We start from the raw sequence: 22,582 nt of genomic DNA, 5'->3' as shown, positions 1-22,582 counted from the left end.
ACCCACCCGACTCATTCCATGCCTGGCCTCTATCTTGTCCACCAGGACCCCCAAGTATCCAAGGCGTTCCAGGAGGCGCTCGGTTCTCTGCCAGGCTTCAAAATGCTTGGCCAGGGACTCACCGGCAACCAAGCCCTCACCGCCGGTCCCGGTCTCCGGCCTGAACTGGTTTTTGTCCAATTGGCCCTGCCCGACATGGAGGGCATGGAGCTCATCACTGCCTTGCGCAAAAAACTGCGCGACGCTTACTTCGTCCCCATCCTCCAAGGCGGTGAAGGTGGGGAAGTTTGGCAAAGAATCCTCCAAGCAGGCTTGCGCGACGTGCTGGTCCCTCCGCTCTCCCCCCAAACCATCCAAAACACCTACAAACAGGCGGAAAGCAATCGAAGCCAGCAGATTGTCAGCGGTTCGGAAACCGGAGATGCCTCCGGTTATGTGGTGGCGGTCGCCAGTCCACGTGGCGGTGTCGGCAAAACGGTTTTTGCCGTCAACCTCACCCTTGGTTTGTGCCGCCACGGCGCACCGGCCACGTTGCTCGACTTCAGCATGTCCGCCGGCGACTTCTTCACCATGCTCGACCAGGTCCCCCGTCACACCATGGCCGATGCCATCGGCCAGGGAATGGGTTTGGACAGCGGCCTTTTGCGCAACCTCCTTGCGGAACATGCCCTTGGCTTCCGCTTCCTGGCCTGCCCCAATGACGAATTTGACTTCTATGGCTTTGATTACGAGCAAGCCAAGAACATGGTCAAGGCGGTGCGGGAAGTTGCCGATTTCAGCGTGATCGATACCGGTGCCTATGATCTGCCCATGACTGCGGCCGCAGTGGATGAGGCCGACTTGATTTTCCTCCTCGGCACCAGGGACCTGGCCCGGTTGATGGCCATGCAACGACAGATCAAATCTTTCACCGCCCGTGGGATCCCCGCCGAGAAAATCAAAATCATCATCAACAATGCCGAGGTGGGCTCGGAAATCAGCGAGGCCGAAATCGAGGAAGTTCTGGCGCACCAGGTCACGGCTTACCTGCCCAGCGTGGCCGCCGAAACCACCTTCAGCATCAATAGCGGCAAACCCCTGATGCAGTCACACGCGGACCATCCCTTCTCCGCCGTCGTTTCCAAGCTGGCCGAATACACCGCCCAACGTTGGGACGATAAACCCTCCGCCTAGTGGCATGGTTTCCGGTTGAACGATGCCGGCAATCCTTCTAGACTGATGCCATGAGACCCATTCCCCCAGGCTACGGCGGTCCGGGTTCCAGACCGGGCTTCAGCCGTCCACCCGGCACCATGAGCCCGGGTATTTCCAAGCCCAGCTTGACCCCGCCCCAAGCCCGGCCGGCCGGCCCCGTCCCGGCTTCCGCCCCTTCCGGCGCCATCCCATCCGCGCCGACTTCCGCCACCAATGCCGCCGCCGAATTCATCCTCCAATTCAAGCGTTCCCTCCTGCCCTACCTGATCCAGAAGATCAATCCCCAGCTCCTCAATAGCGGCAACCAGCAGATGCTGCGGCAGACCATCGAGCAGTTGATCGATGAAAAACTTTCGGCCGACAAGGTCCCCATCGGACGCCAGTTGCGCGACAAGCTCATGGCCGATGTGGTCAACGAGATGGTCGGCTTCGGGCCTCTTGAAGACCTGCTCAACGATGAAACCGTGACAGAAATCATGGTCAATGGCCCCCAGACCATTTACATCGAACAGAAGGGCCGTATCACTCTTTCCCCGATCAAATTTGTCGATGATGCCAGCTGCCGCCGGGTCATCGACAAGATCCTCTCGCCGCTCGGGCGCCGGGTCGATGAATCGAGCCCGATCTGCGATGCCCGTTTGCCCGATGGTTCCCGTGTCAACGTGGTTGTACCTCCCTGCGCCCTCAATGGCCCGACCATCACCATCCGCAAATTCAGCAAGAACAAACTCACCATCGACCGTCTGATCGAGTTCAAGGCCCTATCCAAGGGCATGGCCATGTTCCTCCAAGCCTGCGTGCGCGGTGCCCTCAACATCGTGGTCTCCGGTGGCACGGGTTCCGGCAAAACCACCCTGCTCAACGCCCTTTCCGGATTCATTCCCGAAGGCGACCGCATTCTCACCATCGAAGACGCCGCCGAGCTTGCCCTCATGCAGCCCCACGTCGTCCGCCTCGAGGCCAAGCCCGCCAACATCGAAGGCAAAGGCGAGGTTTCGATCCGCGATCTGGTGAAAAGCTCGTTGCGGATGCGCCCGGACCGCATCGTCATCGGCGAGTGCCGTGGGGGCGAGGCCCTCGACATGATCCAGGCCATGAACACCGGCCACGATGGTTCGTTGACCACCACGCATGCCAACACCCCGCGTGACGCGTTATCCCGCATCTCCACCCTGGTGCTGATGGCCGGGGTGGACCTGCCGGAAAAGGCCATCCGGGAACAGTTGGCCAGTGCCGTCCATTTGTTTGTCCAGACGTCGCGTCTGCAGGACGGATCTCGCCGTATCACCCATATCACCGAGGTGCAGGGCATGGAGGGACAAACCATCACCCTGCAGGATTTGTTCGTTTTCGAGCAAACGGGGCTGACTCCGGAAGGCAAGGTCAAAGGCGTCCTGCGCGGCAATGGCATTATTCCCAAATGCATGGACAAGCTCAGGGCGCACGGGGAAAACCTGCCAGTCGAGGTCTTTCAAACCGTGGTGGAGGTCCCATGAGCCAGGATACCCTGCTCTTTCTTGCCGTTGTTTTCTGCACACTCTTCACCTTCATTGCCCTGGCCATGGCCTTCGGTTCGCTCCTTGGAGGCGAGAAAACCGAGAGCAAGGTCAAGTCCCGTATCAGCAAACTCACCGCCGTTCCCGAGGAGTTGAAGGCGGAGTTCGCCGCGGGTCTGGCCGATGAGAAGAAAAGAAGCCTGCTTTCCAACGTCGACCTCAAGCCGGTTTTGGGGCGATTTACCGGTGAGGCCTTTTTCAACACCATCGAACAGGATCTGGCCCGCGCCGACATTCCGCTCCGCGTTTCCGAGTTCCTCATCCTTCGGGGGGCCTTCGCGTGTATCGGAGCCCTGGGTGTTGCCCTCATCTCGCGCAACCTGGTTCTGGGCGTTTTGGCATTTCTGGTTTTTTCCTTTCTGCATGTCCCCATCATCCACATGCGCAAGGGCATGAGGGTCAACAAATTCACCACCCAGTTGGCCGACTTCCTGATTTTGGTGGTCAACTCTCTCAGGGCCGGCCAGTCCTTCCTGCAGGGCTGCAACGTCGCCGTGGCCGAGTCTCCCGAACCCATCGCCTCGGAGTTCCGCCAGGTCATCAAGGAAACCAACCTCGGCATGCCCGAGCAGGAATCCCTGGAGAACATGCTTTTGCGTGTTCCCAGTGAGGAACTCAAGATTGTCGTCAGTGGATACATCATCCAGCGCAAGGTGGGGGGCAATCTTGCGGAAATCCTTGAGAAAACCGCCGCCACCATCCGTGATCGGCTCAAGATCCAGGGACAGATCAATGTCCTCACCACACAGGGAAAACTCTCCGGCGTGCTGGTGGCCAGTATGCCTTTCGTCATCGGCGGCGCGGTGGCGGTCATCAACCCGGATTACATCAAACCCCTGATTTCCACTGTGCCCGGCTATTTTCTCATCGGCTTCGCCCTCAGCATGCAGCTTCTCGGCGCTTTTATCATCTGGCGCATCGTCGATATCGAAATATGAGCCCGTTGTTGATCATCACGTTTTTTCTCCTGACCGGTGCTTTCATCTGCATCGCGGCCGCTTTCACCACCGGGGAATCCAAGCCGGTCAGCCTGACCGCACGTCTGCAAAAGGGCCAACAGGGCGAGGCCGCATCCCAGGGCGGCCTGCGTGACGCCGAGCAGATGAACAAGGGTATCGTCGCCCGTGTCTTTCTGCCTTTGTCGAACAAGTGGTCGAAGAAATTTGCCGGATTCACCCCGGCCAAAATGGTGGCCGACGCCGACCAGGCCATCGCCGAGGCCGGCATGATCGGGCAGTTGACCGGAGCCCAGTTGACCACCCTTTCCTGGATGTTGGCCGCGGCCATCCCCTTGCTTTTTGCGTTTCTCTTCACTCCGGCCGTGCTCCAGGGCACCGTGGCGCCGATCTTGTTGCTGGCGGTCTGCGGGATAGGCGCGCTTCTCGGCCAACGTCTGCCGGTGGGCATCATCCGCGGGCGTGCCAACAAACGCAAACACGAGATCTCGCTCGCCCTGCCCTTCACTTTCGACCTCATCAGCATCAGTGTTTCCGCCGGTATGGCATTCGACGGTGCCATGCAGATCGTCGCGGAACGTACCAAGGGCCCCCTGGCCGAGGAAATGCGCCGCACCCTGCGCGAAATCAACCTCGGTATTGCACGGTCGGTCGCTCTCAACAACCTGGTCAAACGAACCGGGGTCGAGGACCTGCGCACGTTCATCGCAGCGGTCAATTACATCGCCAAACTGGGCGGCAGCCTCACCGGGGTCATTGAGATTCAAACCGAGGCCATGCGTCTCAAACGCCGCCAGCGCGCGGAAACCAAAGCCAACCAGGCCCCGGTCAAGATCATGATCCCGCTCGTCCTCTTCATTCTTCCCTGTCTTTTCATTGTCATTCTCGGGCCGGCCGCCCTGCAACTGGTCAATGGCAAATTTGCGCTCTGAAGTCGCAAAATGTCCGGCTCCTGCCTTTACCTTCGCATGAAGACCGGCAGCAGCTTTGGGCGAGGGCGGCACCGGCTCACCCTCGGGCTCTGTCTCTTTTTGATTTTTCTTAATTTCGGACTGGTGGTCCTGCTCTTCATGCTCTCCTGGCTGGGCCGGGGCGGGGAAGGTCCTTTTCCTGCGGGTCCCGGGCTTGGCTTGACCTGGCAGGTGACTTTTTGGCTGATCATCGCCACGGGCTTGATCTTCACCATCGTCATGATTTTCGGCGTCATCCGCCCGCTCCATCTGATCACCTCCAGCTTGCATGAGGGGAGCCCGATGCCCCTGGCCCGCCTCGTCAGGGAACCCACTGAGATGGGTGAACTCGCCCGTCTGATGAAGCGCTCATTCGAGCAGCGCGATCTTTTGGAATCGGAAATCGCCGTCCGCCGTCTGGCCGAAGACCGGGTGCGCGAGCGGGAAGCCCAATTGACCGAATTGACACGGGACCGGGAAAGATTGATCCACGATCTGCACGACGGATTGATCCAGAGCCTATATGCCATCGGTCTCAAGTTGGAATTGATCCGTTCCTCTTTGGATCCCGGCCTGCCCCAGGCTGCCGATCTTTCCACGGCCACCGGCCAGATCAATCAATTGCTGACCAACCTGCGGGGCAGTCTGCAGGGGTCGGCAGGCCTGCTCCACCGCATCCGTTCTCTTTCCCGGGCTTTGTCCGACCTCACCGCCAGTATGAGCGGTGGGGTCTCGGTCGAATTGGATTGCCCTTCCCAAGTCGACCAGTTGCTCACCCCCGGCCAGTCCCAGGAACTCTATGCCATCACCTCGGAAGCACTGATGAATGTTGTTCGCCATGCCCGGGCCCGTCGGGTGCGGGTCCAGCTGTGGACCGGTCAGGCACAGCTTCGACTGTCGGTCGAAGACGACGGCATGGGCATGAATCCCTCTGCCCTCGGCGGACTCGGGCTCAACAGCATGTCCCGCCGTGCCCGCTCCATCGGCGCCAAAATTCGCTGGATGGACGGCGCCCGTGGAGGAACAAGGGTCGAATTGGACATGCCCCTGGGCACGGACGCCCCGGGACCGATGGAGGACGCCGCATGAATCCACCCACCCCCATCCGCATCCTCTTGGTGGACGATCATGAGATGGTGCGCACCGGATTGCGGGCCCTTCTGGAGCACTTTTCCGATCTCCTCATCGTCGGGGAGGCCGGAACCGGAAGCCTTGCGGTGGATCTGGCCGCCTCTCTGGAACCTGACGTGGTCTTGCTCGACCTCCGGTTGCCCGACATTCCGGGTGCCGAGGTGTGCCGGAGGATCATTGCCACCGGTTGTGAGGCACGGGTGCTCATCCTGACTTCGTTTCTCGATCATGCCACTGCTTTGGAGGGCATTGAAGCCGGGGCCTCGGGATTTTTGCTCAAACACATCGACCGCGCCGAACTCAGACGTGCCATCACCGATGTCGCCGCCGGTGGCCGGGTCTTCCCCCCCGAAGTTGCCCAAAGCCTGGCCCTGGCTCTACAGGAGCGCAACGACCACCGCCGCATCGAAGCCCGCATGGCCCAGTTATCCGCCCAGGAACGCCGCATCGCCTCTCTGGTCGCGGGGGGCAAGCTGAACAAGGAGATCGCCGAGGAGATGGGCCTGAGTGAAAAAACAGTCAAAAACTACCTCGGACGCATCTTTATCAAACTGGGCGCAGCCCGGCGTTCCCAAGTGGCGGTCCTTTACATGGAATGCCAGCCGGGCAGATCCACAGAAGCGCCCGGCGCCGATAGGGACTAAAGGCCCTATACACTATGGGGCTAATGCGCCGTTGCCGAACGGCCCCAGATCGGATATTTTCCCGACCATGCGGCTTGTTTCACCCAGCCTGCGGTCTCCGCGCTGCTCCAAAGGATCAACCCTGGTCGAGTTCGCCCTCGTCTTTGTCGTCTTCACCATCTGCCTCATGGGCCTGTTGGATCTCGGACGTTACCTTTACACCAAACAACGCATGGCCCACATGCTGCGGGCGGGCATTCGCGCCTCCACCGTCTACGACCCCCTCCAAGCTGGCAACACCTTGACCCGGCGCGAAGTCTTTGTGAATGCCCTCAAGAGCGCGGACGGCAATTTCCTGCTGCGGGGGGTTTCCCTCCCCACTGTGTCTGCCAACCAGACCTCCAGTGATGCCCTTGTCCTCACTCCGTCCGATGCGGGCACCTACGGCAGTTCGGTGGTTGCCCAATTGAAGCTCCCCTTCACCTATGTCACCCCGCTGATCAAGATGGTGGGGGCGGCCAGCTCTTCCAAAAGCTTGGATATCCAGGTCACCATCCAATCCACCAACGAACCATGAACCTGAAAACCGAAATGGTCTCACTCAGTCCCGGTGCCCGGCACCCCCACCGCAGAGGCCAGGCCCTGATTGAATTCGTCGTCGTTGCCGTCCCGGTTATGATGGTCCTGGTTTTCGGTGCCATCGAACTCGGGATTCTGATCGGCAGCCTCAACCGCATGGCCGCAGCCGACCGCGAAGGGGCCCGCATGTACATGCGCTGGAGCATCGATGCCACCGCCACCGGTGCCTCTTCGGAAATCCAGACCAAGGTCGTCACTCCCATGATGAGCAGCGTGGTCCAGTCCGGTGAATCTTCCAGTATCTACCAAGTGGTCGTTTCCTCCCTCATCCGTCTCGATGGGCCCAACCGCAGCACCCACACCGCCAATTCGACCACCGACGACGTCATCATCATCGATAAACAATTTTATTACTCCGGCGGCAATGCCAGCAGCGGTTCCTACTCGCGCATCGGTGCGGTCGATACGGTCCTGGCCCAGAACCTGCCCAACGGCAACCCCGACACCTCGAAACTGCTCACCATTGACTACCTCGCCGCTGGTGAAAAATCCGTCTGTGTGGAAATCTTCCGCACCTACACCACCGTGACTCCTCTTGGAAAAATCGTCTCCGGTCTCATACCCGGTACCCTCTATGACCGGTGCTTCTTTTGACATCCAACCGAACCCATGAATCCATGACTATGAAAGCATTCCCCTGGCACTTCCTCCGCCGTGATAAAAAAGGCCAGATCCTCATCATATTTGCCCTGGTGCTCCCCATCGTCATCCTCATGACCGGCCTGACCGTCGACGTCGGTCTGATGTATCGTGCCGACGCGCGTATCTCCCGTGCCCTGGATTCCACCGCCCTGCGCATCGGGGAAAACCCCAAAATGAGCCTGGATCGCCGCAAGGCCGTCGCTTTGACCACCCTCAAGGCCAACTACCCCGATTTCCTTTCTGGAAAAACCGTCAACGATTGGACGGTCAACGGGACCATCAACGCCACTGGTGGGGAGCAGATGTACATTTCCAACAATGTGGGCGAGTGGGCCCGGGTCACGACGGTCGGGAGCGGCAACACCACCTACGATTACAAGCCGGTGGACGTGATTTTCACCACCGTGGAAGCCCAGGTCCGCCAGCCGACCTATTTCATGCGCATCATCGGCTCGAATTATGTCGAGATGAAACGCAAGGCCGTGGCCAAAAGGTTCCCCGCCGTCATCGCCCTCGTCCTGGACATATCCGGTTCGATGTTGGAGCAGGGCAATTCCGGTAATTTTCCCACCTCCGGCACCCGCGCTGATGGATTGCTCGATGCCGTCGAGGCCTTTTGCCCGTTCTTCGACGACACCCGCGATTTCATGCTTGTGGTCGCCTACAGCCGAAATGCCGCCGTGGTCTGGCCGCCGAATGAAGATGACGACGGTGAGACCAGCGACGGCTATTTCTTCCCGGCCCGGGGTTTCAACACCGGCATTGGCGGAGTTTCCTCAAAAAATGTCTCCAATTGGCTCAACAGCAACCTGAAGTGGTATGGGAGCACCAACGCATATGAGGGCATGCGCATTGCGGCCAAGAACGTCAAGGCGATGTTGGACACCTATCCCCAGGCCATCCGGGACCAGATCCAGGTCAATTACGTGCTGATGACCGACGGTCAATTCAACACCCTGTCTTCCTACGCCCGTGGCCCCGGCTTCGGCTACCCTTGGAACGACGCGAACGGCACGGCCACGGATCCCAGTGCCCGGCCCACTTGGCTGCCGGCCAAGTATGATTTCCATTTGGATCCTTTGCTGGTTGGAAACATGACCTCGGCCACGGATGTCCCCATTCCTGCGTTCGATTCTTCTGCCACCTCCGGCTTCACCTCTTACAACCTGGCCACCCGCGCTGCCCCCACGGCTTTGTTTGGCACAGTGGGCAATGCCACCCTTGCCCGGGGGGTGCGCGGCATCATCGATGACCCCATCAACACGTTCACCGATAACTCGACCGTGGTTTGGAAAGCCAGTTTCGCCAGCCATTCGGGCAGCACCACCAGCGGCAGTCCTCCCTCCACTTATTTGGCCGACCTCACCGCCGCTTATCCCGGCTCCAGCCTTTCAGACTCGGTTTACCCGCGCGGGCGCGGGGTCAACGCCAACGGAATCAACAACAATGGGGGGACCAGCAATGCCAACTTGGTGCTCTACCCGGTTTCCTTCAGCATTCCCAGTTCCTCTTCCAAGTGGAAGGATTGGTCGTATCCGGCCAATTTTTTCTTTAAAAATGGCACCACCAATCCGGCTTTGAACAATTCCCCCTATTGGAATCTGGCCGATGCCACCGCCCTCAGCACCAATGCCACCCGCTACCGGATGGTTTACGAAAAGGCCAAGCTTTTCAACATCAACCTGGTTGGGTTTCCCGGGGCGGTCATTGCCGATGCCATGAATCCGTTTAAAAACACCTCGTCTCCCCGTTACTCCTGGGACGGCACCAAAAACCGTCACGATCCCGATGGCGTCATGACCAATGACTATGTCGGCTTTTTCCCGGGCACCCGGCGCTACGCCAACAGTTACGGCGTTTTCTTTCGCGATACTTACAGCGGTTATTCCAGCAGCTCCAACCCGGTCAACTGGGTCAAAGCCTCGGTCTCCTCCTCCACATTGCCTCCTAGAGACTTGTATGGTATTGGGACCATGGCCATCTCCGACTTTTACCCGAATTTCACTTGCGCCGGGGGACTTGATCAGTTCACCAACCCGGTAGGCACCAATTCTTCCGAAAACGCCACCTACAGCGCCATCACTGACCTGACCCAGTTGGGTTCCTGGACCACCAACGCCACGGCCGTTCCACCCCGATACAACTGGAGTCCGGTGCGTGATGAAATCGACGACACCAACAACCGCATGAATTGGAAGGACTGGTGGTCGGTGAGGAACAACCAATGGGAGACCTCCAATCCGGACAACACCAACGGCTATTGGTTGGTTGAAGCCCAATGCTGGCTGCTGCGGGAGCAGCAGAAAGCCACCATCTACACCGTGGACTATTCCGGCACCTACGCCGACGCCATGAAACGCATGGCCAACGACAACAACGACGCCACCTTTCCCCAATACAGCAACCAGCGCAACGGCAATTACTACGATGTGACGGCCGGGAACACCGCCTTGGTGGCCTCCTTCCAGGAAATCGCCAAGCGCATTTCCCTCAAGCTGGTTCAGTAAGGCCTTCAACCCAATACGATGATCCCATGGATGTGAAAAAAACGATTCTTCCTGGTGAATATGAGTTTTCCCTCGCGCCAGGCGGCAGGGTCTTGTCTCACGTCGAGTACCGACCCGGTCCGTGGTTCCGCCTGCGTGGCCTTCTCGGACGCAGGGCGCTGGCATCCGGCACCGGCATCTGGCTCCTTCCCTGTGATTCCATCCACATGTTTTTCATGCAATTTCCCATTGATGCCATCTTCCTCGACCGGAACCAACGAATAGTCCATGTGGTGCATCACATCGGGCCCTGGTCCTTGGTTTGGCCGGTTCGGGGGGCTTATTCTTGTCTGGAGATTCCCGCCGGGGAGGCGGTCGGGCTTGCTCCTGGAATGGAATTGCAGGTTCGCCAGGTGCCGGCCTGCGACAGGGTTTCTTCCAAGGTGTAGCATTCGGCTTGAATGCAGAGCCGTCCACTCGTCAACTAATATGTTAGGAAAACTATCAAATTACAGCGGAGAATAAAATGAACAAAACCATCGTTCTTCTGATTGTGACCGTGCTGCCCAGCACATTCTGCCTGGCGCAATCGACGTGGACTGGCGGCGGTGGCGGCAATACTTCCTGGAGTAATGCCGCCAATTGGGACGACGGTGGCGTTCCCAACGGCAACGCGGTCAATGTGGATGACTTTGGTTCCTCCGTTTCCATCACGGGGGTCTCCGGCACGGTAGCCTCCCTTTATTCCAATCAGGGAAATTTTTCCCTTACGCTGTCAGGCGCCGGCTTGACCTTGGACTCGATTGACATTATATCCGGAGAGTTCACCGCGCACCTTCCCATTACTTTCACCTCAGGAGGGTTTTTCAACCACCAAGCCACTCAGAACGCCACCTTCACCCAACAAGTGACCATTGCCGATGGCGACACCTTCAACGTCAGCACCGGCCTGCTCAATCCCGCGGGCACAATTGCCTTTAGTGCCGGACTGGCGGGGGATGGGTTGCTGGACATTAGGACAGCGCGTGTGCTTTTGAGTAGTTCCAGTAGCCATACTGGGGGAACCCAGGTTCTGGGCAGCGGAGTACTTTCGATTACCAATACCACGGGCTCGGCTACCGGATCAGGAGAAGTCATCATCGGGGAATCTTCCCAAATCCAGGGGAATGGCACCATCAGCGGCAATCTGACCTTCAACACCGGAGGCGAGTTCAACGCCAACTTGATCAACGTAGCCGGCAGCCATGTGCCTTTGAAAGTACTTGGGAGCCTCAGCCTGGACACCACCCCGGTCAATATCACTTCCAATGGCGGCAGCCCCTCAGCGGGCACTTACACCCTCATTCAGGCTGGATCCATCACCGGCAATGCCACCCTTGGCTCGGTCAGCCTGCCCGAAGGGGTCTTTGCTTCCACGCCCCAAGTTGTCGGCAACAATCTGGTCGTGGCCATCACGGGGGGTGGCTATTCTTCCTGGGCCAGTGGAGCCAACGCCACCGCCGATGCCAACAACGATGGGATCACCAACCTGATGGCCTATGCCTTGGGTGCTGGCAACACCACCGTTTCGGCCCGCAGCCTGCTTCCCGTTTTGACGGGAACCCCCGGCAACTACACGTTCTCCGCCAATGCCACCCAACGTCCCGACCTGACCTATGAGGTGCAGTTGTCGACATCCAGTTCCCTCAACGCCACTGTCTGGACCAATGCCAGCGGAACCGCTACCACCGGCGGCGTGGTGGCCCGGAAGACCCTGGGCGGTGCCTGGACGGAAATCATGGGCGGGGAACCCAACGGCATCACGGTCAACGCCACCGCCAGCGGGGTCCAGGTCATCGACACCAACAACACCAGCCGCCGCTTCTGGCGCCTGTCGGTGTCCTCTGGAAATATCACTGTCACACGCTAGGGAGCTTTGCGCCTGTTTACACCAAGTTACATTGACTTGGCGACGGGGTTTTTGGGACGGCAAGGCTCCCTCCGAGCCGGTTTCAAGTCATCATGCCAGACGCTGCTCAGCAGGAGCTTCGCCCTCCCGTAAGGCACTTTTTCGCCCACATAGTAGGATTTGGTATTACTCGCTCTCGTGCTTGTTCTCTCCATCCCCGAGGAACGAGAACGATTCGCTGATAAAACAGAAAACACTCTACAGCTTTTGCAAATCGTTCAAGACTTCCCGCGCATAAGCCTCGGGGTCGGGAGCCTGCAGCAGTCCGGAAACAATGACCAGCCGACGGGCTCCCATCGCCACCAGCCCGGCCGCGTTCTCCCGCTTGATCCCCCCGATACAAAAGGCGGGCAGGGTGATTTCCCTCGCCATGGCCTGGATGGCCTCCGTACCGATGGGCACGTAATCAGGCTTGGTGGCGGTGGCAAATATCGGGCCGAAGCCGATGTAATCCGGTGCTTCCTGTTCCGCAGCTCGCGCCTGGTCCAGTGAGTGGGTGGATTTGCCGACCAGGGCATCCGGTCCGGCCAATTTCCGGGCCGCGGCCACCGTGCCGTCCTCCTGTCCGATATGGCAGCCGTCCGCTCCCGTCACTGGAACCAAGTGGGGATGGTCGTTGAGGATGAGCGGGATGCCCGCAGACCGGGTGACCGCGAGAACAGGGGCCGTCCAAGCCACAATGTCTTTTTCCGGGGCGTGTTTGGCCCGGATCTGAAGAATGCCCGCGCCGCCCCGGATCAATTGCCCTGCCAATTGCGCCCAGTTCCCCGGATCGCTGTAGCCTGTGTCGAGGATGGCATAGAGGCGGGCGCGCGAGAGTGCGTTTTTCTTTTCGGTCGAGCTCATGCTGTTGAATCCCACGGCCGTCGTCTGCCGTCCGCCCTCCGTCTTCCGTCTTCGAGAAATACGAAGCCCTCAGGCTTCGTATTTCGGCATCATCTGGGCGCGCTGTTCCATCAGGGCTTGCACGAAATGGGTGCTGTAGCGACCGCGACGGAACTCGATGTCTTTCAAAATCAACTGTCCGAGCGGCACGGTCGTTTTGATTCCGCGGATGATGATTTCATCCAGTGCCCGGGTCATGCGCAGGATGGCCGTCTGCCGGTCAGGGCCCATGGCGATGAGCTTGCCCACCATCGAATCATAGTAGGGCGGGATGGAGTAGCCGCCGTAGACATGGGAATCAACGCGGATGCCGTTTCCTCCCGGGGCGTAGTAGAGGTCGATCTTGCCGGGGGAGGGACGGAAGTCGTTGAACGGGTCCTCGGCGTTGATGCGGAACTCAATGGCGTGGCGCAACGGCTTGAGGTCGTCGAATTCCTTGCCCAAGGGTTCGCCCGCGGCGATACGGATCTGCTCGCGCACCAGGTCGACGCCGTAAACTTCCTCCGTGATGGGGTGCTCCACCTGGATGCGGGTGTTCATCTCCATGAAGTAAAAATTGCCGTCGTCGTCGACAAGGAACTCCATCGTTCCGGCATTTTCGTAATTCACCGCTTCGGCCAGCTTGATCGCGGCCTTGCCCATCTTCTTGCGCAGCTCGGGCGTGAGCATGGGTGAGGGGCACTCTTCCACCAGTTTCTGGTTGCGACGCTGGATGGAGCAATCGCGCTCGCCCACGTGGACGATCTTCCCCTTGGAATCGGCCATGATCTGGAATTCGATGTGGTGGGGGTTCTCGATGAGCTTTTCGATGTAAATGGCGGGATTGCCGAAGGCCTTCTCCGCTTCCATGCGGGCGGCGTGGAAACCCTGGATGAGGGAATTGTCGTTGTGGGCCGGGCGCATGCCCTTGCCACCGCCGCCGGCCACGGCCTTGATCATGACCGGGTAGCCGATTTTTTTGGCGATCTTGAGTGCTTCCTGTTCGGTCTCGATCAGGCCCTCGCTGCCCGGGGTGATGGGCACCCCGGCCTTGCGGGCGGTGTCGCGCGCCGTGGCTTTGTCGCCCATCAGGGTGATGGCCTCGGGGGGCGGTCCGATGAACTTGATGTTGCAACTGCGGCAGACTTCGGCGAAGTGGGCCTTTTCCGAGAGGAAGCCGTAACCGGGATGGATGGCATCGACGTCGGCGATCTCGGCCGCAGAAATGATGCGGTCGATCTTGAGATAGCTTTCACTGCTCGGGCCCTTGCCGATGCAGATGGCCTCGTCGGCCAATTGAACGTGGAGGGAGTCGGCGTCTGCCTCGGAGTAGACAGCCACGGAATGGACGCCCAGTTCTTTGCAGGCGCGGATGACCCGGAGTGCGATTTCACCCCGGTTGGCGATCAGGACTTTGTCAAACATGGGGTCTTCAGCGCGGTTGGATCTTGAAGAGCGGGGCGCCGAATTCGACCGGTTTGCCGTTTTCGGCCACGATCTCGGTGATGACGCCTTTGACCTCGGCCTTGATTTCGTTCATCACCTTCATGGCTTCGATGATGCAGACCACGGTTTCTTCCGTGACTTCGGTTCCGACCTCGACGTAGGAGGGGGAGTCGGGGGAGGGGGAGCGGTAGAAGGTGCCGACCATGGGGGAGTGGATGGCGGCGCCGACGGAAGCCGGGGCTGCTGGAGGAGCGGGGTGGGCCGCTGGGTGGGCAGGGGGCAGATGGTGGAGTGGGGCCGGGGCCATCATCGGCACCGGGGCGGCCACTTGGTAGGCGCCGGACGCCCCCTTACAGATACGAATCTTGAAATTGTCTCGCTCCAATTCGAACTCTGTCAGCCCGTTCCGGGCCATGAGGTCGATCACCGATTTGATTTCTTTGAGTTCCATAGTTTTCCTCCGAGAGACGGAGACTATGAAAATTCACGTGAACGTCAAAATAAAACGACTTTATAGATAAAGAATCAATAAATAGGGCTAAACAACCCTAAATGAGGCCGCTGATCTTCAGGCAGGCCCGGTCGATGGCCAAGCTTTGATCGATGTTGCGGCTGAGGGCATACCTCAAATCATCCAGAGCTAAGCAGATCCGCCCTCCGTGGAAAAGGGCAAATTCACGCGGGGTGACCGACCAAGTAGAGCTGATGATTTCCGACAAGGCCCGATCCCGCAGGGGAATGAACTCGCTTTCGATCAAAGCGGCCAAGGCATCTTTTTCTTCTTTGCTGCCGTCAGGATGGTCGGAGAACTTGCTTTCGGCCGCTTCGCGCAGGGCGCGAAACAATTCCTGCAGCAGGGAGGCCCGTCGGTAGGCGGCATCGGCCGAGTCGTGTCCCGCCTGGTGCCAGGCTTCCAACCAGTCGGGGGGCAGGATGGCTGTCGGTGCTTCTTGCCCTTCTTTTTGCAATGGCAGGGTCAGGCAACGGGAACGGATGGTGGGCAACAACTGTTCCGGCCGGTCGCTCAAGAGAAAGAGCACGCTGTGGTCGGGGGGTTCTTCCAGGGTCTTGAGGAAGGCGTTGGCCGCTTCGGCCCGCCCCTGGCATAGTTGATCGGCGGCGACTATCCCCGCCACTTTCAACCCGCCCCGGTATGATTTGAGGCGCAGTTCTTTTTCCAGGGAGCGCACTTGGTCGATGCCCAATCGGCGCGATTTCGATTCGGGCCGGATCACATGCAGGTCTTCGTGCTCCCGTTGTTCCGACGCGGAGGAATTCAGCAGGGCCCCGGCCAACTCCCGGAAAAGGCGTTCCAAGTCGTCCATCGACGACCCCGTCAGGAGGTAGGCATGCGCCAGCCGGCCGGCATCGCGGCTCTGGACCAATCGTTCCTTAATCCAGGACGCCGGGAAAGGCATGACGGAACTCCTTGAGGACGGATTGGGCCACTTCCCCGACCGGGCCCGAGGCCGGGACCAGGCGGATACGGTCGGGGTTTTGCGCGGCCAGATTGCGGAAGCCACCGGCCACCCGGTGGTAGAAATCCATCGGTTCGCTTTCCATCCGGTCCGCTTTCTCGCCGTCGCGCAGGCGCATCCGCTCGCGGGCTTCGGCAGGATCGGTGTCCAGCACCAGGGTCAGGCCGGGCGTGTGCCCGGCGATGGCAAAACGGTTGATCGCGGCCACGGACTCCGCCTCCAACCCGCGGGCGATGCCTTGATATACAGTGGTGGAATCGAGGAAACGGTCGCAGACCACCCATTGTCCGGCTTCGAGGGCGGGGACGATGCGTTTGCGCACCAGTTCGGCCCGGCTGGCGGCGAAGAGCAACAATTCGGTTTCGGCACTCATGCCGTGGCCGGCAGGGTGGTGCTTGAGCAGGTCGCGGATGACTTCACCCACTTCCGTGCCACCCGGTTCGCGCAGGGTGACCACGGTTTGTCCGGCGGATTGCAGGCGTTGCACCAACAGGCCGAGTTGGGTCGATTTGCCGCAACCCTCGCCCCCCTCGAAACTGATCAGACGCGGTCTCATGCCACTCATCATTCTCAACCCTCGGGCAGGTCGACGAGGGCGACGGCGAAGGCCCCCATGCCTTCCTGGCGGCCGACGAAGCCCATGCCTTCGTTGGTGGTGGCCTTGATGCCGATGCGCTTGGGGTCGAGTCCGAGTGCGCTGCCGAGGGCGGCTTTCATGGCGGCCAGATGCGGGACAATTTTCGGGGCTTCGGCGATGAGGGAGGCGTCGATGTTGATGATTTTCCCGCCCTGGGCATCGATCATGCGGCGGATTTCCTCGAGGAAGATCCGGCTGGGAGCACCCTTCCAGCGGGGGTCGTTGTTGGGGAAATGGAAGCCGATGTCGCCCGAGCCGATGGCGCCGAGAAGGGCGTCGGCGATGGCGTGGATGAGCACGTCGGCGTCGGAATGGCCGTCGAGACCATGGCTGTGGGGGATCTCGATCCCGCCGAGGAAAAGGGGGCGCCCGGTGACCAGGCGGTGGACATCATAACCCAGACCAACGCGTTGCATGGGGGGAGGATAGAAACGCCTCCGCGCCCGCCAATGCTTTTCTTTTGGCCACCCCGGGATAGAATAATGGCATGAAACCATCGATCGTGGTCGTGACCGGGGCGAGCAGCGGGATCGGTGAGGGCTTTGCCCGCGCTTTTGTCGCCCGTGGCCATCGGGTGCTGTTGGTGGCGCGACGTCACGAAAGGTTGGAGTCCCTGGCCCGGGAACTCGGACCCTTGGCGGAGATCTTCGTCGAAGATGTGGCCGACCCTGATGCACCGGCCCGGATTTTGGCCCGGGTGGCCGCACTGGGGGCGACACCGGGTGGATTGGTCAACAATGCCGGCCTGGGCAAACAGGCCGGGCTGGTGCGAATGTCCGAGGACGACATCACGGCCATGCTGCGGGTCAACGTCGAGAGTCTGGTGCGCCTGACCCGACTCTTTCTCCCCGGTATGTGCGAACGTCGTTCGGGATTCATCCTCAACATCGCCTCCACCGCGGCCTTCCAACCCGTGCCGTACTTTGCCGTCTATGCCGCCAGCAAGGCCTTCGTGGTTTCCTTTTCCGAGGCGGTTCACGAGGAAGCGCGCGGATTCGGGGTGCATGTGGGCTGCCTGTGTCCGGGCCCGGTTGACACCGAGTTCCAGCAAGTGGCCGGGATGAACCCCCGTTTCTTTGCCCGCAGCCAGTCGGTCGGCGAGGTGGTGCGTGCGGGCATGGGACAATTGGAGGGCCAAGCCGCCGTGGCCTGGACCTCGGCTTTCCAGGAACTCTTTTCCTTCAGTGTTCGATTTGTCCCGCGCTGCTGGGTGCGGCGCATCGCTGCCCGCCTCATGAAGGCCTCCGGGGCGGAGTGAGGGGATTGCTTCAGGCTTTGGGTATTCTGAGTTCGCAGCCGCTGGCGCTCTGAGGACTCCATCTAGGTGCGTCAGCCGTATTTGGCCGGGAGGGATTTGCCTTTCTTGGCGCTTTGGGCGGCCAAGTCCAGGATGTGGATCGGGCGGCGGGACCATTCGCCGGTGATGACGAGCTTCTCCCCCTTCACCAAGTGGCGGGCCACGTTTTGGTAGTATCTCGCGCCCTCATCCTTCGGATTGGGCAGGCGGGTGGTGAGGGATTTTCCGTCGGCGTGTTGGTAGAGGGTGGAGTGCGGGCCGTCCAGGAGCAGGGTCCCCTTCGTGCCGGTGATTTCCACCCAGCCATCCTTGCCCTTGGAATCGATCTGGGTGATGCAGAGGGTCAGCCACTGGCCGCTTTGGAAACGAACCACGGCGAAACCCTCGTCTTCATTGGCGTCCTTGCCCCAGGGGGTCTTGGGGCCCCAGAAGCCCTGGTGGGCGAAGCCGCTGACTTCGGTCACGGGAGCGTCGATGAGTTGCAAGGAGTATTCCAAAAGATGGACCCCCCAATCGTAAAGGATGCCGCCGGAAATGCTGCGGCTGCTGCGCCACCAATCCCCGGGCTTGTTGTAGCCGCCCATGTGGCATTCGATGCGGAGGATGTCGCCGATGGTTTTTTTCTTTTTGACCAGTTCGACCGCCTGGAGGATGCGGCCATCCCAATGGCGGTTGTGGTAGGTGGAGAGCATGACGCCGGATTTTTTGGCCGCGGTGATCATGGCATCGACCTCGACGGTGGTGATGGCGAGGGGTTTTTCGCTAACGACATGGCGTCCGGCCTTCAGGCACTGGAGGGCGAGGGGGGCGTGGGTGTTGTGCGGGGTGATGAGCACGATCAACTCGACATCGGACTTCTTCAGCATTTCCGCGACGGTTGCGTAGGTCTGGATGCCGGGAAAATCCTGTGTGGCCACGGCGAGCCGTGCGGGGTCGACTTCAGCCACGGCGACCGGGGTCATGCCGGCGGCCTGCATTTCCTTGAGGTGCTGGCGTCCCATGTTGAAGGCGCCGCCGTATCCGACGACGCCGACCTTGATGTCTTTGGCTTTGGCGTAGGTTTTCATAAAAATCGTTGGGTGGTTCTCAGCCGCTTAGATGAGGTTGTTTTACCACGAAGAACACGAAGTTCGCGAAGGCATACGGGTATTGGCTGGCAAAACTTCATTCACCGATCGATGAGCATGAATCCAACCCCGATCCTTATACATCGGGGTTGGAGTACTAAAAAAGGTATTTCCAATCATGTGGTTCTGCTTCGCGGTGAACTGCCTTGTGCCAATTCAGGAACGTGCGGCCCAGAGGAGGCCGCGGACAGTCATCTGGCGGACGTGGGGATGGTCGAGGAATTCTTTGGGATCATGGCCGAGGGCATTGTAAAAGACGCGGCCCGCGCCCCATTGTTTGGTCCAGACGACGGGCATGGCACAGGTGTGGCCTTCGTAGGTGTAGACGGTCTCTGCCAGGACGCGTATGCCGGGGTCGACCATCATGTAGTATTGCTCGGATCGGTAGGGAAATTCTTCCGGCATGCCTTCGGTGATTTCATCACCGATGACCCTGAGGCGGACGGTGTAATCGCCGACGTGCGGGTGGCCGACGAAGTGTCCGCCGACCATCCATTCGTAGTCGAGGTTTCCGCGGAAAGCATCGCCCATGCCCCCGTGGATGCCGCCGAGGCCGGAGCCGCTGCGAACGGCGGCTTGGAGACCCTTGCTTTGTACGTCGGTCAACTGACCCATGGTCCAACAGGGGAAGATGAGGTCATAGGTAGGCAGGGAGGCATCGGCCAGGGGATCGAGGGATTTTTCCACCTGAACATTGAATCCGGCGGTGGCCAAGTCTGCTTGGAAGAGGTCGGCGATGCTTTCCGGATGGTGGCCGGGCCACCCGCCGGCCAGGATGAGGGCTTTGCGCTTCATGGAGTAATCCGTTCATCGTAGATAGATATTGTCAGAGGGGAATGGAGGCTTTAATCGAAAATATGGACTTTTTGATCAGACATTGGGCCCCGTTGTTGCGCCGTTATCCGTCCCCTTTCCCGGTTTCCACCATAGGCTACATCGGCCGAAAGACGGAGTGGGTCCGTACGACCTTTCCGACCTGCAACTACTCTTTCATCCTTTCGGGCGGAGGGGAATACCGGAGGGGAGGGAGAAGGTGGAAGTTTGCCGCGCCGGCGGTGTTGATGCAGTGGCCGGGTGATCCGGTGGCCTACGGCCCGGCCGATGGTCATGAGAGCTGGGAGGAACTCTACGTGGTTTACCCGGGACGGCTGGTGGGGGCCTTCCGGAAGATGGGGTTTGTCCACACGGACAAACCCATTTGGCGTATCCAGGATGTCAGGCGTTTGTTGGAAAGATGCGAGGAATTGCAGCAGGCCATGGGGGATGGGGCCGTCGAAGGATCGGCCGACCGGGTGGACCGGATCTGCGAATCGATGATCTTGGACAGTCTTTTGGGGCAGTCCCATCCCGAACCCGATCCGGCGGAGCGGGCGGTCGCGGCCATCCGGCAACAAGTCCGGCGGCGCTTATCCCAGGAAGTGGACTGGGACGAGGTCGCGGCGAGGCAGGGCTTGTCACCGGCCACGTTCCGGAGGCGATGGAAGCAGGTGGTGCGGGTGGCCCCGGGACAGTACTTGCAAAGCCTGCGCATCCGCGAGGCCAAACGCCTGCTGGTGGAGACACGCAAGGCGGTGGCGGAAGTCGCCGCCGCCTGTGGTTACGGGGACCCGCTGTATTTTTCGCGGGCCTTCCGCAAGGAAACGGGGGTCACCCCGCGGGATTACCGGAAGGTGCACCGGCAGCCGGAGCCGTAAGGCTGTTCACCGCAAAGCACGAAGCACAAACTCCTGATCGCTGAATGGAGTTTTGCCCGCCAATACCTGTCTGTCTTCGTGGCCTTCGCGCGCTTCATGTTAAAAAGAGCAGCATCCGTTTGGATAAGAATTATATCGCGGATTCATCGCGGCTGATGTCGCAGCTCAGCTTCCGTCCTTTGAATTCGATGCCGTTGAGTTTTTTCAGGACCTGTTTGACCTCCGATTCGGCGATGTCGACATAGCTGCGTTTGGTCTTGAGGAAGATGGCACCCACGGCCTGCTTGGGGATGCGGCTGGCTCCGCAGATGACACCGACGATGTCGCCCGGCATGACACGGTGGTCGCGGCCGACGTTGAGGACCACGCGGACCATGCCTGCCTCGTGTGAGACGGCATGGACTTCGCGCGTTTCCGCAGGGGCCGGACGGGGTTCAGGTCTTTCTTCCCGCCGCTGTGGACGTTCACGGTCGTGCGTTGCCGTGCGTTCCGCGCGTACGGGTTTATCGGGACGTTCTTTTCCATGACGCAAGGGGCGCTCGACGGCGACGGGCTCGGGGGCCGGAGCGGGTTGGCCTCCGGCCAAGAGATCGATGAGGGCGGAAGCGATGTCGGTCGGTGCATGGCCCTGTTCGAGCAGGCGGTCGACCAGATCGTCGTGACGGGTGTAGGTGCCTTTTTCGAGCGTTTCGCGGATGTTGTCGAAGAAGACGTCGCGGCGTTTCTGTTCCACTTCCTCGGCGGTGGGGATGCGTTCGCGTTTGATCCGGCTCTTGGTGGTGCGGATGATGAACTGGAGTTTGTGGATTTCCCGGCCGGCCACGAAGGTGATGGCCTTGCCGTGGCGTCCGGCACGGCCGGTGCGGCCGATGCGGTGGATGTAGTCCTCGCCGTCATTGGGCAGGTCGTAGTTGAAGACGACTTCGATGTCGTCGACATCAAGCCCGCGGGCGGCGACGTCGGTGGCGACGAGGAATTCGATCGAGCGTTTGCGGAAGCGGTTCATGGTGCGCTCGCGCATGGCCTGGGTCATGTCGCCGTGCATCTTGTCGGCGCCGTAGCCGCGGGCCAGGAGATGTTCGGTGAGTTCGTCGACCATCATCTTGGTGGCGCAGAAGATGATGCCGAATTTGATGTCGTGCAGGTCGATGAGACGGCAGAGGACGTCGACTTTGGCCCGGCGGTCGACCTCGTAATAGACCTGATCGATCGAGGGAATGGTGAGGGCCTGGGACTCGATGCGCAGGGTTTGGGGGTTGCGGGTGAATGTTTTGATCAGTTCCTGGATCGGGCGGGGGAGGGTGGCGGAGAAGAAGACGGTCTGGCGTTGGGGCGGGGCCTTGCTGAGGACGGTGCGGATGTCGTCGACGAAGCCCATGTCGAGCATGCGGTCGGCCTCGTCGAGGATGACCATGCGGATCTGGTCGAGCTTGAGGGATTTGCGTTCGAGGTGGTCCATGACACGGCCGGGGGTGCCGATGATGATCTGGGCTCCCTGTTCGAGGCCGCGGAACTGTCGGTCGTAGGACTGGCCACCGTAGATGGGGAGTTCGCGGATGTCTTTTTTGAAGATCGCGAGTTTGGCCACTTCCTCGGCGACCTGGACGGCCAGTTCGCGGGTGGGGCAGAGGATGAGGACCTGGGGGGCGCGGATGGCGGGGTCAACGCATTCGATCGCGGGGAGTGCGAAGGCGGCGGTCTTGCCCGAGCCGGTCTGGGATTGGCCGACGACGTCGGAACCGGAGAGCAGGACCGGGATGGTGAGGGTCTGGATGGGGGAAGCCTCCTCGAACCCCATTTTCTCGACGGCTTTGAGGGTTTCAGGCGAGAGCCCGAGTTCGGAAAAAGGTTTCTTGTCCATGAGACATCCTAGGGGAAGGAGCGGCTTTGCCCATGAAATAAGCGGGGGGAGGC

22 protein-coding genes are annotated in these 22,582 nt (G+C 60.2%); 13 read left to right on the top strand and 9 right to left on the bottom strand.

Annotated elements, in window-relative coordinates:
* Positions 1-18: 18 nt before the first annotated feature.
* The 11 genes from SFU85_13765 to SFU85_13715 all read left to right on the top strand — a co-directional run bounded on the left by SFU85_13765 (position 19) and on the right by SFU85_13715 (position 12,086).
* Positions 19-1,173, top strand: a complete 1,155-nt coding sequence (locus tag SFU85_13765; GenBank protein ID MDX6767844.1) for a hypothetical protein — start codon at positions 19-21, stop codon at positions 1,171-1,173.
* A 50-nt stretch (positions 1,174-1,223) separates the two neighbouring features.
* Complete coding sequence (locus SFU85_13760; protein MDX6767843.1) at positions 1,224-2,690, top strand: CpaF family protein; 1,467 nt, start codon at positions 1,224-1,226, stop codon at positions 2,688-2,690.
* Positions 2,687-3,688: a type II secretion system F family protein gene (locus SFU85_13755; GenBank protein MDX6767842.1), complete on the top strand. Its 1,002-nt coding sequence runs from the start codon at positions 2,687-2,689 to the stop codon at positions 3,686-3,688. Before SFU85_13760 ends, SFU85_13755 begins: the two co-directional genes overlap by 4 nt.
* The gene (locus tag SFU85_13750; protein MDX6767841.1) at positions 3,685-4,638 is read left to right on the top strand and encodes a type II secretion system F family protein; all 954 of its coding nucleotides are present in this window, start codon (positions 3,685-3,687) and stop codon (positions 4,636-4,638) included. Before SFU85_13755 ends, SFU85_13750 begins: the two co-directional genes overlap by 4 nt.
* Positions 4,639-4,647: 9 nt before the next feature.
* On the top strand, positions 4,648-5,745 hold the full coding sequence (locus tag SFU85_13745; protein ID MDX6767840.1) for a histidine kinase: 1,098 nt from the start codon (positions 4,648-4,650) through the stop codon (positions 5,743-5,745).
* The gene (locus SFU85_13740) at positions 5,742-6,431 is read left to right on the top strand and encodes a response regulator transcription factor (GenBank protein ID MDX6767839.1); all 690 of its coding nucleotides are present in this window, start codon (positions 5,742-5,744) and stop codon (positions 6,429-6,431) included. Before SFU85_13745 ends, SFU85_13740 begins: the two co-directional genes overlap by 4 nt.
* Positions 6,432-6,498: 67 nt before the next feature.
* Positions 6,499-6,987, top strand: a complete 489-nt coding sequence (locus SFU85_13735; GenBank protein MDX6767838.1) for a TadE/TadG family type IV pilus assembly protein — start codon at positions 6,499-6,501, stop codon at positions 6,985-6,987.
* The gene (locus tag SFU85_13730) at positions 6,984-7,643 is read left to right on the top strand and encodes a TadE/TadG family type IV pilus assembly protein (protein ID MDX6767837.1); all 660 of its coding nucleotides are present in this window, start codon (positions 6,984-6,986) and stop codon (positions 7,641-7,643) included. Before SFU85_13735 ends, SFU85_13730 begins: the two co-directional genes overlap by 4 nt.
* Before the next feature lie 29 nt (positions 7,644-7,672).
* Positions 7,673-10,198 carry a pilus assembly protein gene (locus SFU85_13725; GenBank protein ID MDX6767836.1) on the top strand — a complete coding sequence of 842 codons (2,526 nt, stop codon included), beginning with the start codon at positions 7,673-7,675 and terminating at the stop codon, positions 10,196-10,198.
* A gap of 26 nt (positions 10,199-10,224) precedes the next feature.
* Positions 10,225-10,626: a DUF192 domain-containing protein gene (locus tag SFU85_13720; protein MDX6767835.1), complete on the top strand. Its 402-nt coding sequence runs from the start codon at positions 10,225-10,227 to the stop codon at positions 10,624-10,626.
* A gap of 77 nt (positions 10,627-10,703) precedes the next feature.
* A complete protein-coding gene (locus tag SFU85_13715; GenBank protein ID MDX6767834.1) occupies positions 10,704-12,086 on the top strand; it encodes a hypothetical protein in 1,383 nt (460 codons plus the stop codon).
* 237 nt (positions 12,087-12,323) lie between these two features.
* Here SFU85_13715 and thiE read toward each other — a convergent pair whose 3' ends face one another.
* The 6 genes from thiE to ispF form a co-directional block, all read right to left on the bottom strand.
* On the bottom strand, positions 12,324-12,971 hold the full coding sequence (gene thiE, locus SFU85_13710; GenBank protein ID MDX6767833.1) for a thiamine phosphate synthase: 648 nt from the start codon (positions 12,969-12,971) through the stop codon (positions 12,324-12,326).
* Positions 12,972-13,040: 69 nt separating this feature from the next.
* Positions 13,041-14,414: an acetyl-CoA carboxylase biotin carboxylase subunit gene (gene accC, locus SFU85_13705; protein ID MDX6767832.1), complete on the bottom strand. Its 1,374-nt coding sequence runs from the start codon at positions 14,412-14,414 to the stop codon at positions 13,041-13,043.
* A gap of 7 nt (positions 14,415-14,421) precedes the next feature.
* Positions 14,422-14,886 carry an acetyl-CoA carboxylase biotin carboxyl carrier protein gene (gene accB, locus SFU85_13700; protein MDX6767831.1) on the bottom strand — a complete coding sequence of 155 codons (465 nt, stop codon included), beginning with the start codon at positions 14,884-14,886 and terminating at the stop codon, positions 14,422-14,424.
* 97 nt (positions 14,887-14,983) lie between these two features.
* Complete coding sequence (locus tag SFU85_13695; GenBank protein ID MDX6767830.1) at positions 14,984-15,853, bottom strand: hypothetical protein; 870 nt, start codon at positions 15,851-15,853, stop codon at positions 14,984-14,986.
* Positions 15,828-16,469 carry a dTMP kinase gene (gene tmk, locus SFU85_13690; GenBank protein MDX6767829.1) on the bottom strand — a complete coding sequence of 214 codons (642 nt, stop codon included), beginning with the start codon at positions 16,467-16,469 and terminating at the stop codon, positions 15,828-15,830. Before tmk ends, SFU85_13695 begins: the two co-directional genes overlap by 26 nt.
* A gap of 14 nt (positions 16,470-16,483) precedes the next feature.
* Positions 16,484-16,966 (bottom strand): 2-C-methyl-D-erythritol 2,4-cyclodiphosphate synthase, encoded by a 483-nt coding sequence (gene ispF, locus SFU85_13685; GenBank protein ID MDX6767828.1) that lies wholly within the window; start codon positions 16,964-16,966, stop codon positions 16,484-16,486.
* A gap of 71 nt (positions 16,967-17,037) precedes the next feature.
* Between ispF and SFU85_13680 the strand changes: the two genes are divergently transcribed.
* Positions 17,038-17,808, top strand: coding sequence for an SDR family oxidoreductase (locus tag SFU85_13680; GenBank protein MDX6767827.1), 771 nt, complete (start codon positions 17,038-17,040; stop codon positions 17,806-17,808).
* Positions 17,809-17,879: 71 nt separating this feature from the next.
* Here SFU85_13680 and SFU85_13675 read toward each other — a convergent pair whose 3' ends face one another.
* On the bottom strand, positions 17,880-18,914 hold the full coding sequence (locus SFU85_13675) for a Gfo/Idh/MocA family oxidoreductase (GenBank protein ID MDX6767826.1): 1,035 nt from the start codon (positions 18,912-18,914) through the stop codon (positions 17,880-17,882).
* 216 nt (positions 18,915-19,130) lie between these two features.
* The gene (locus SFU85_13670; GenBank protein MDX6767825.1) at positions 19,131-19,769 is read right to left on the bottom strand and encodes a ThuA domain-containing protein; all 639 of its coding nucleotides are present in this window, start codon (positions 19,767-19,769) and stop codon (positions 19,131-19,133) included.
* Positions 19,770-19,831: 62 nt separating this feature from the next.
* Between SFU85_13670 and SFU85_13665 the strand changes: the two genes are divergently transcribed.
* Entirely contained in the window at positions 19,832-20,668 is an 837-nt protein-coding gene (locus SFU85_13665; GenBank protein ID MDX6767824.1) for an AraC family transcriptional regulator, read from the top strand.
* Positions 20,669-20,798: 130 nt separating this feature from the next.
* Here SFU85_13665 and SFU85_13660 read toward each other — a convergent pair whose 3' ends face one another.
* Positions 20,799-22,529 carry a DEAD/DEAH box helicase gene (locus SFU85_13660; GenBank protein MDX6767823.1) on the bottom strand — a complete coding sequence of 577 codons (1,731 nt, stop codon included), beginning with the start codon at positions 22,527-22,529 and terminating at the stop codon, positions 20,799-20,801.
* Positions 22,530-22,582 lie beyond the last annotated feature (53 nt).

The organism is Candidatus Methylacidiphilales bacterium (assembly GCA_033875315.1).
Classification (GTDB): Bacteria; Verrucomicrobiota; Verrucomicrobiia; order Methylacidiphilales; family CAZTYG01; genus JANRJG01.
This window is presented reverse-complemented; position numbering and strand designations above follow the sequence as displayed.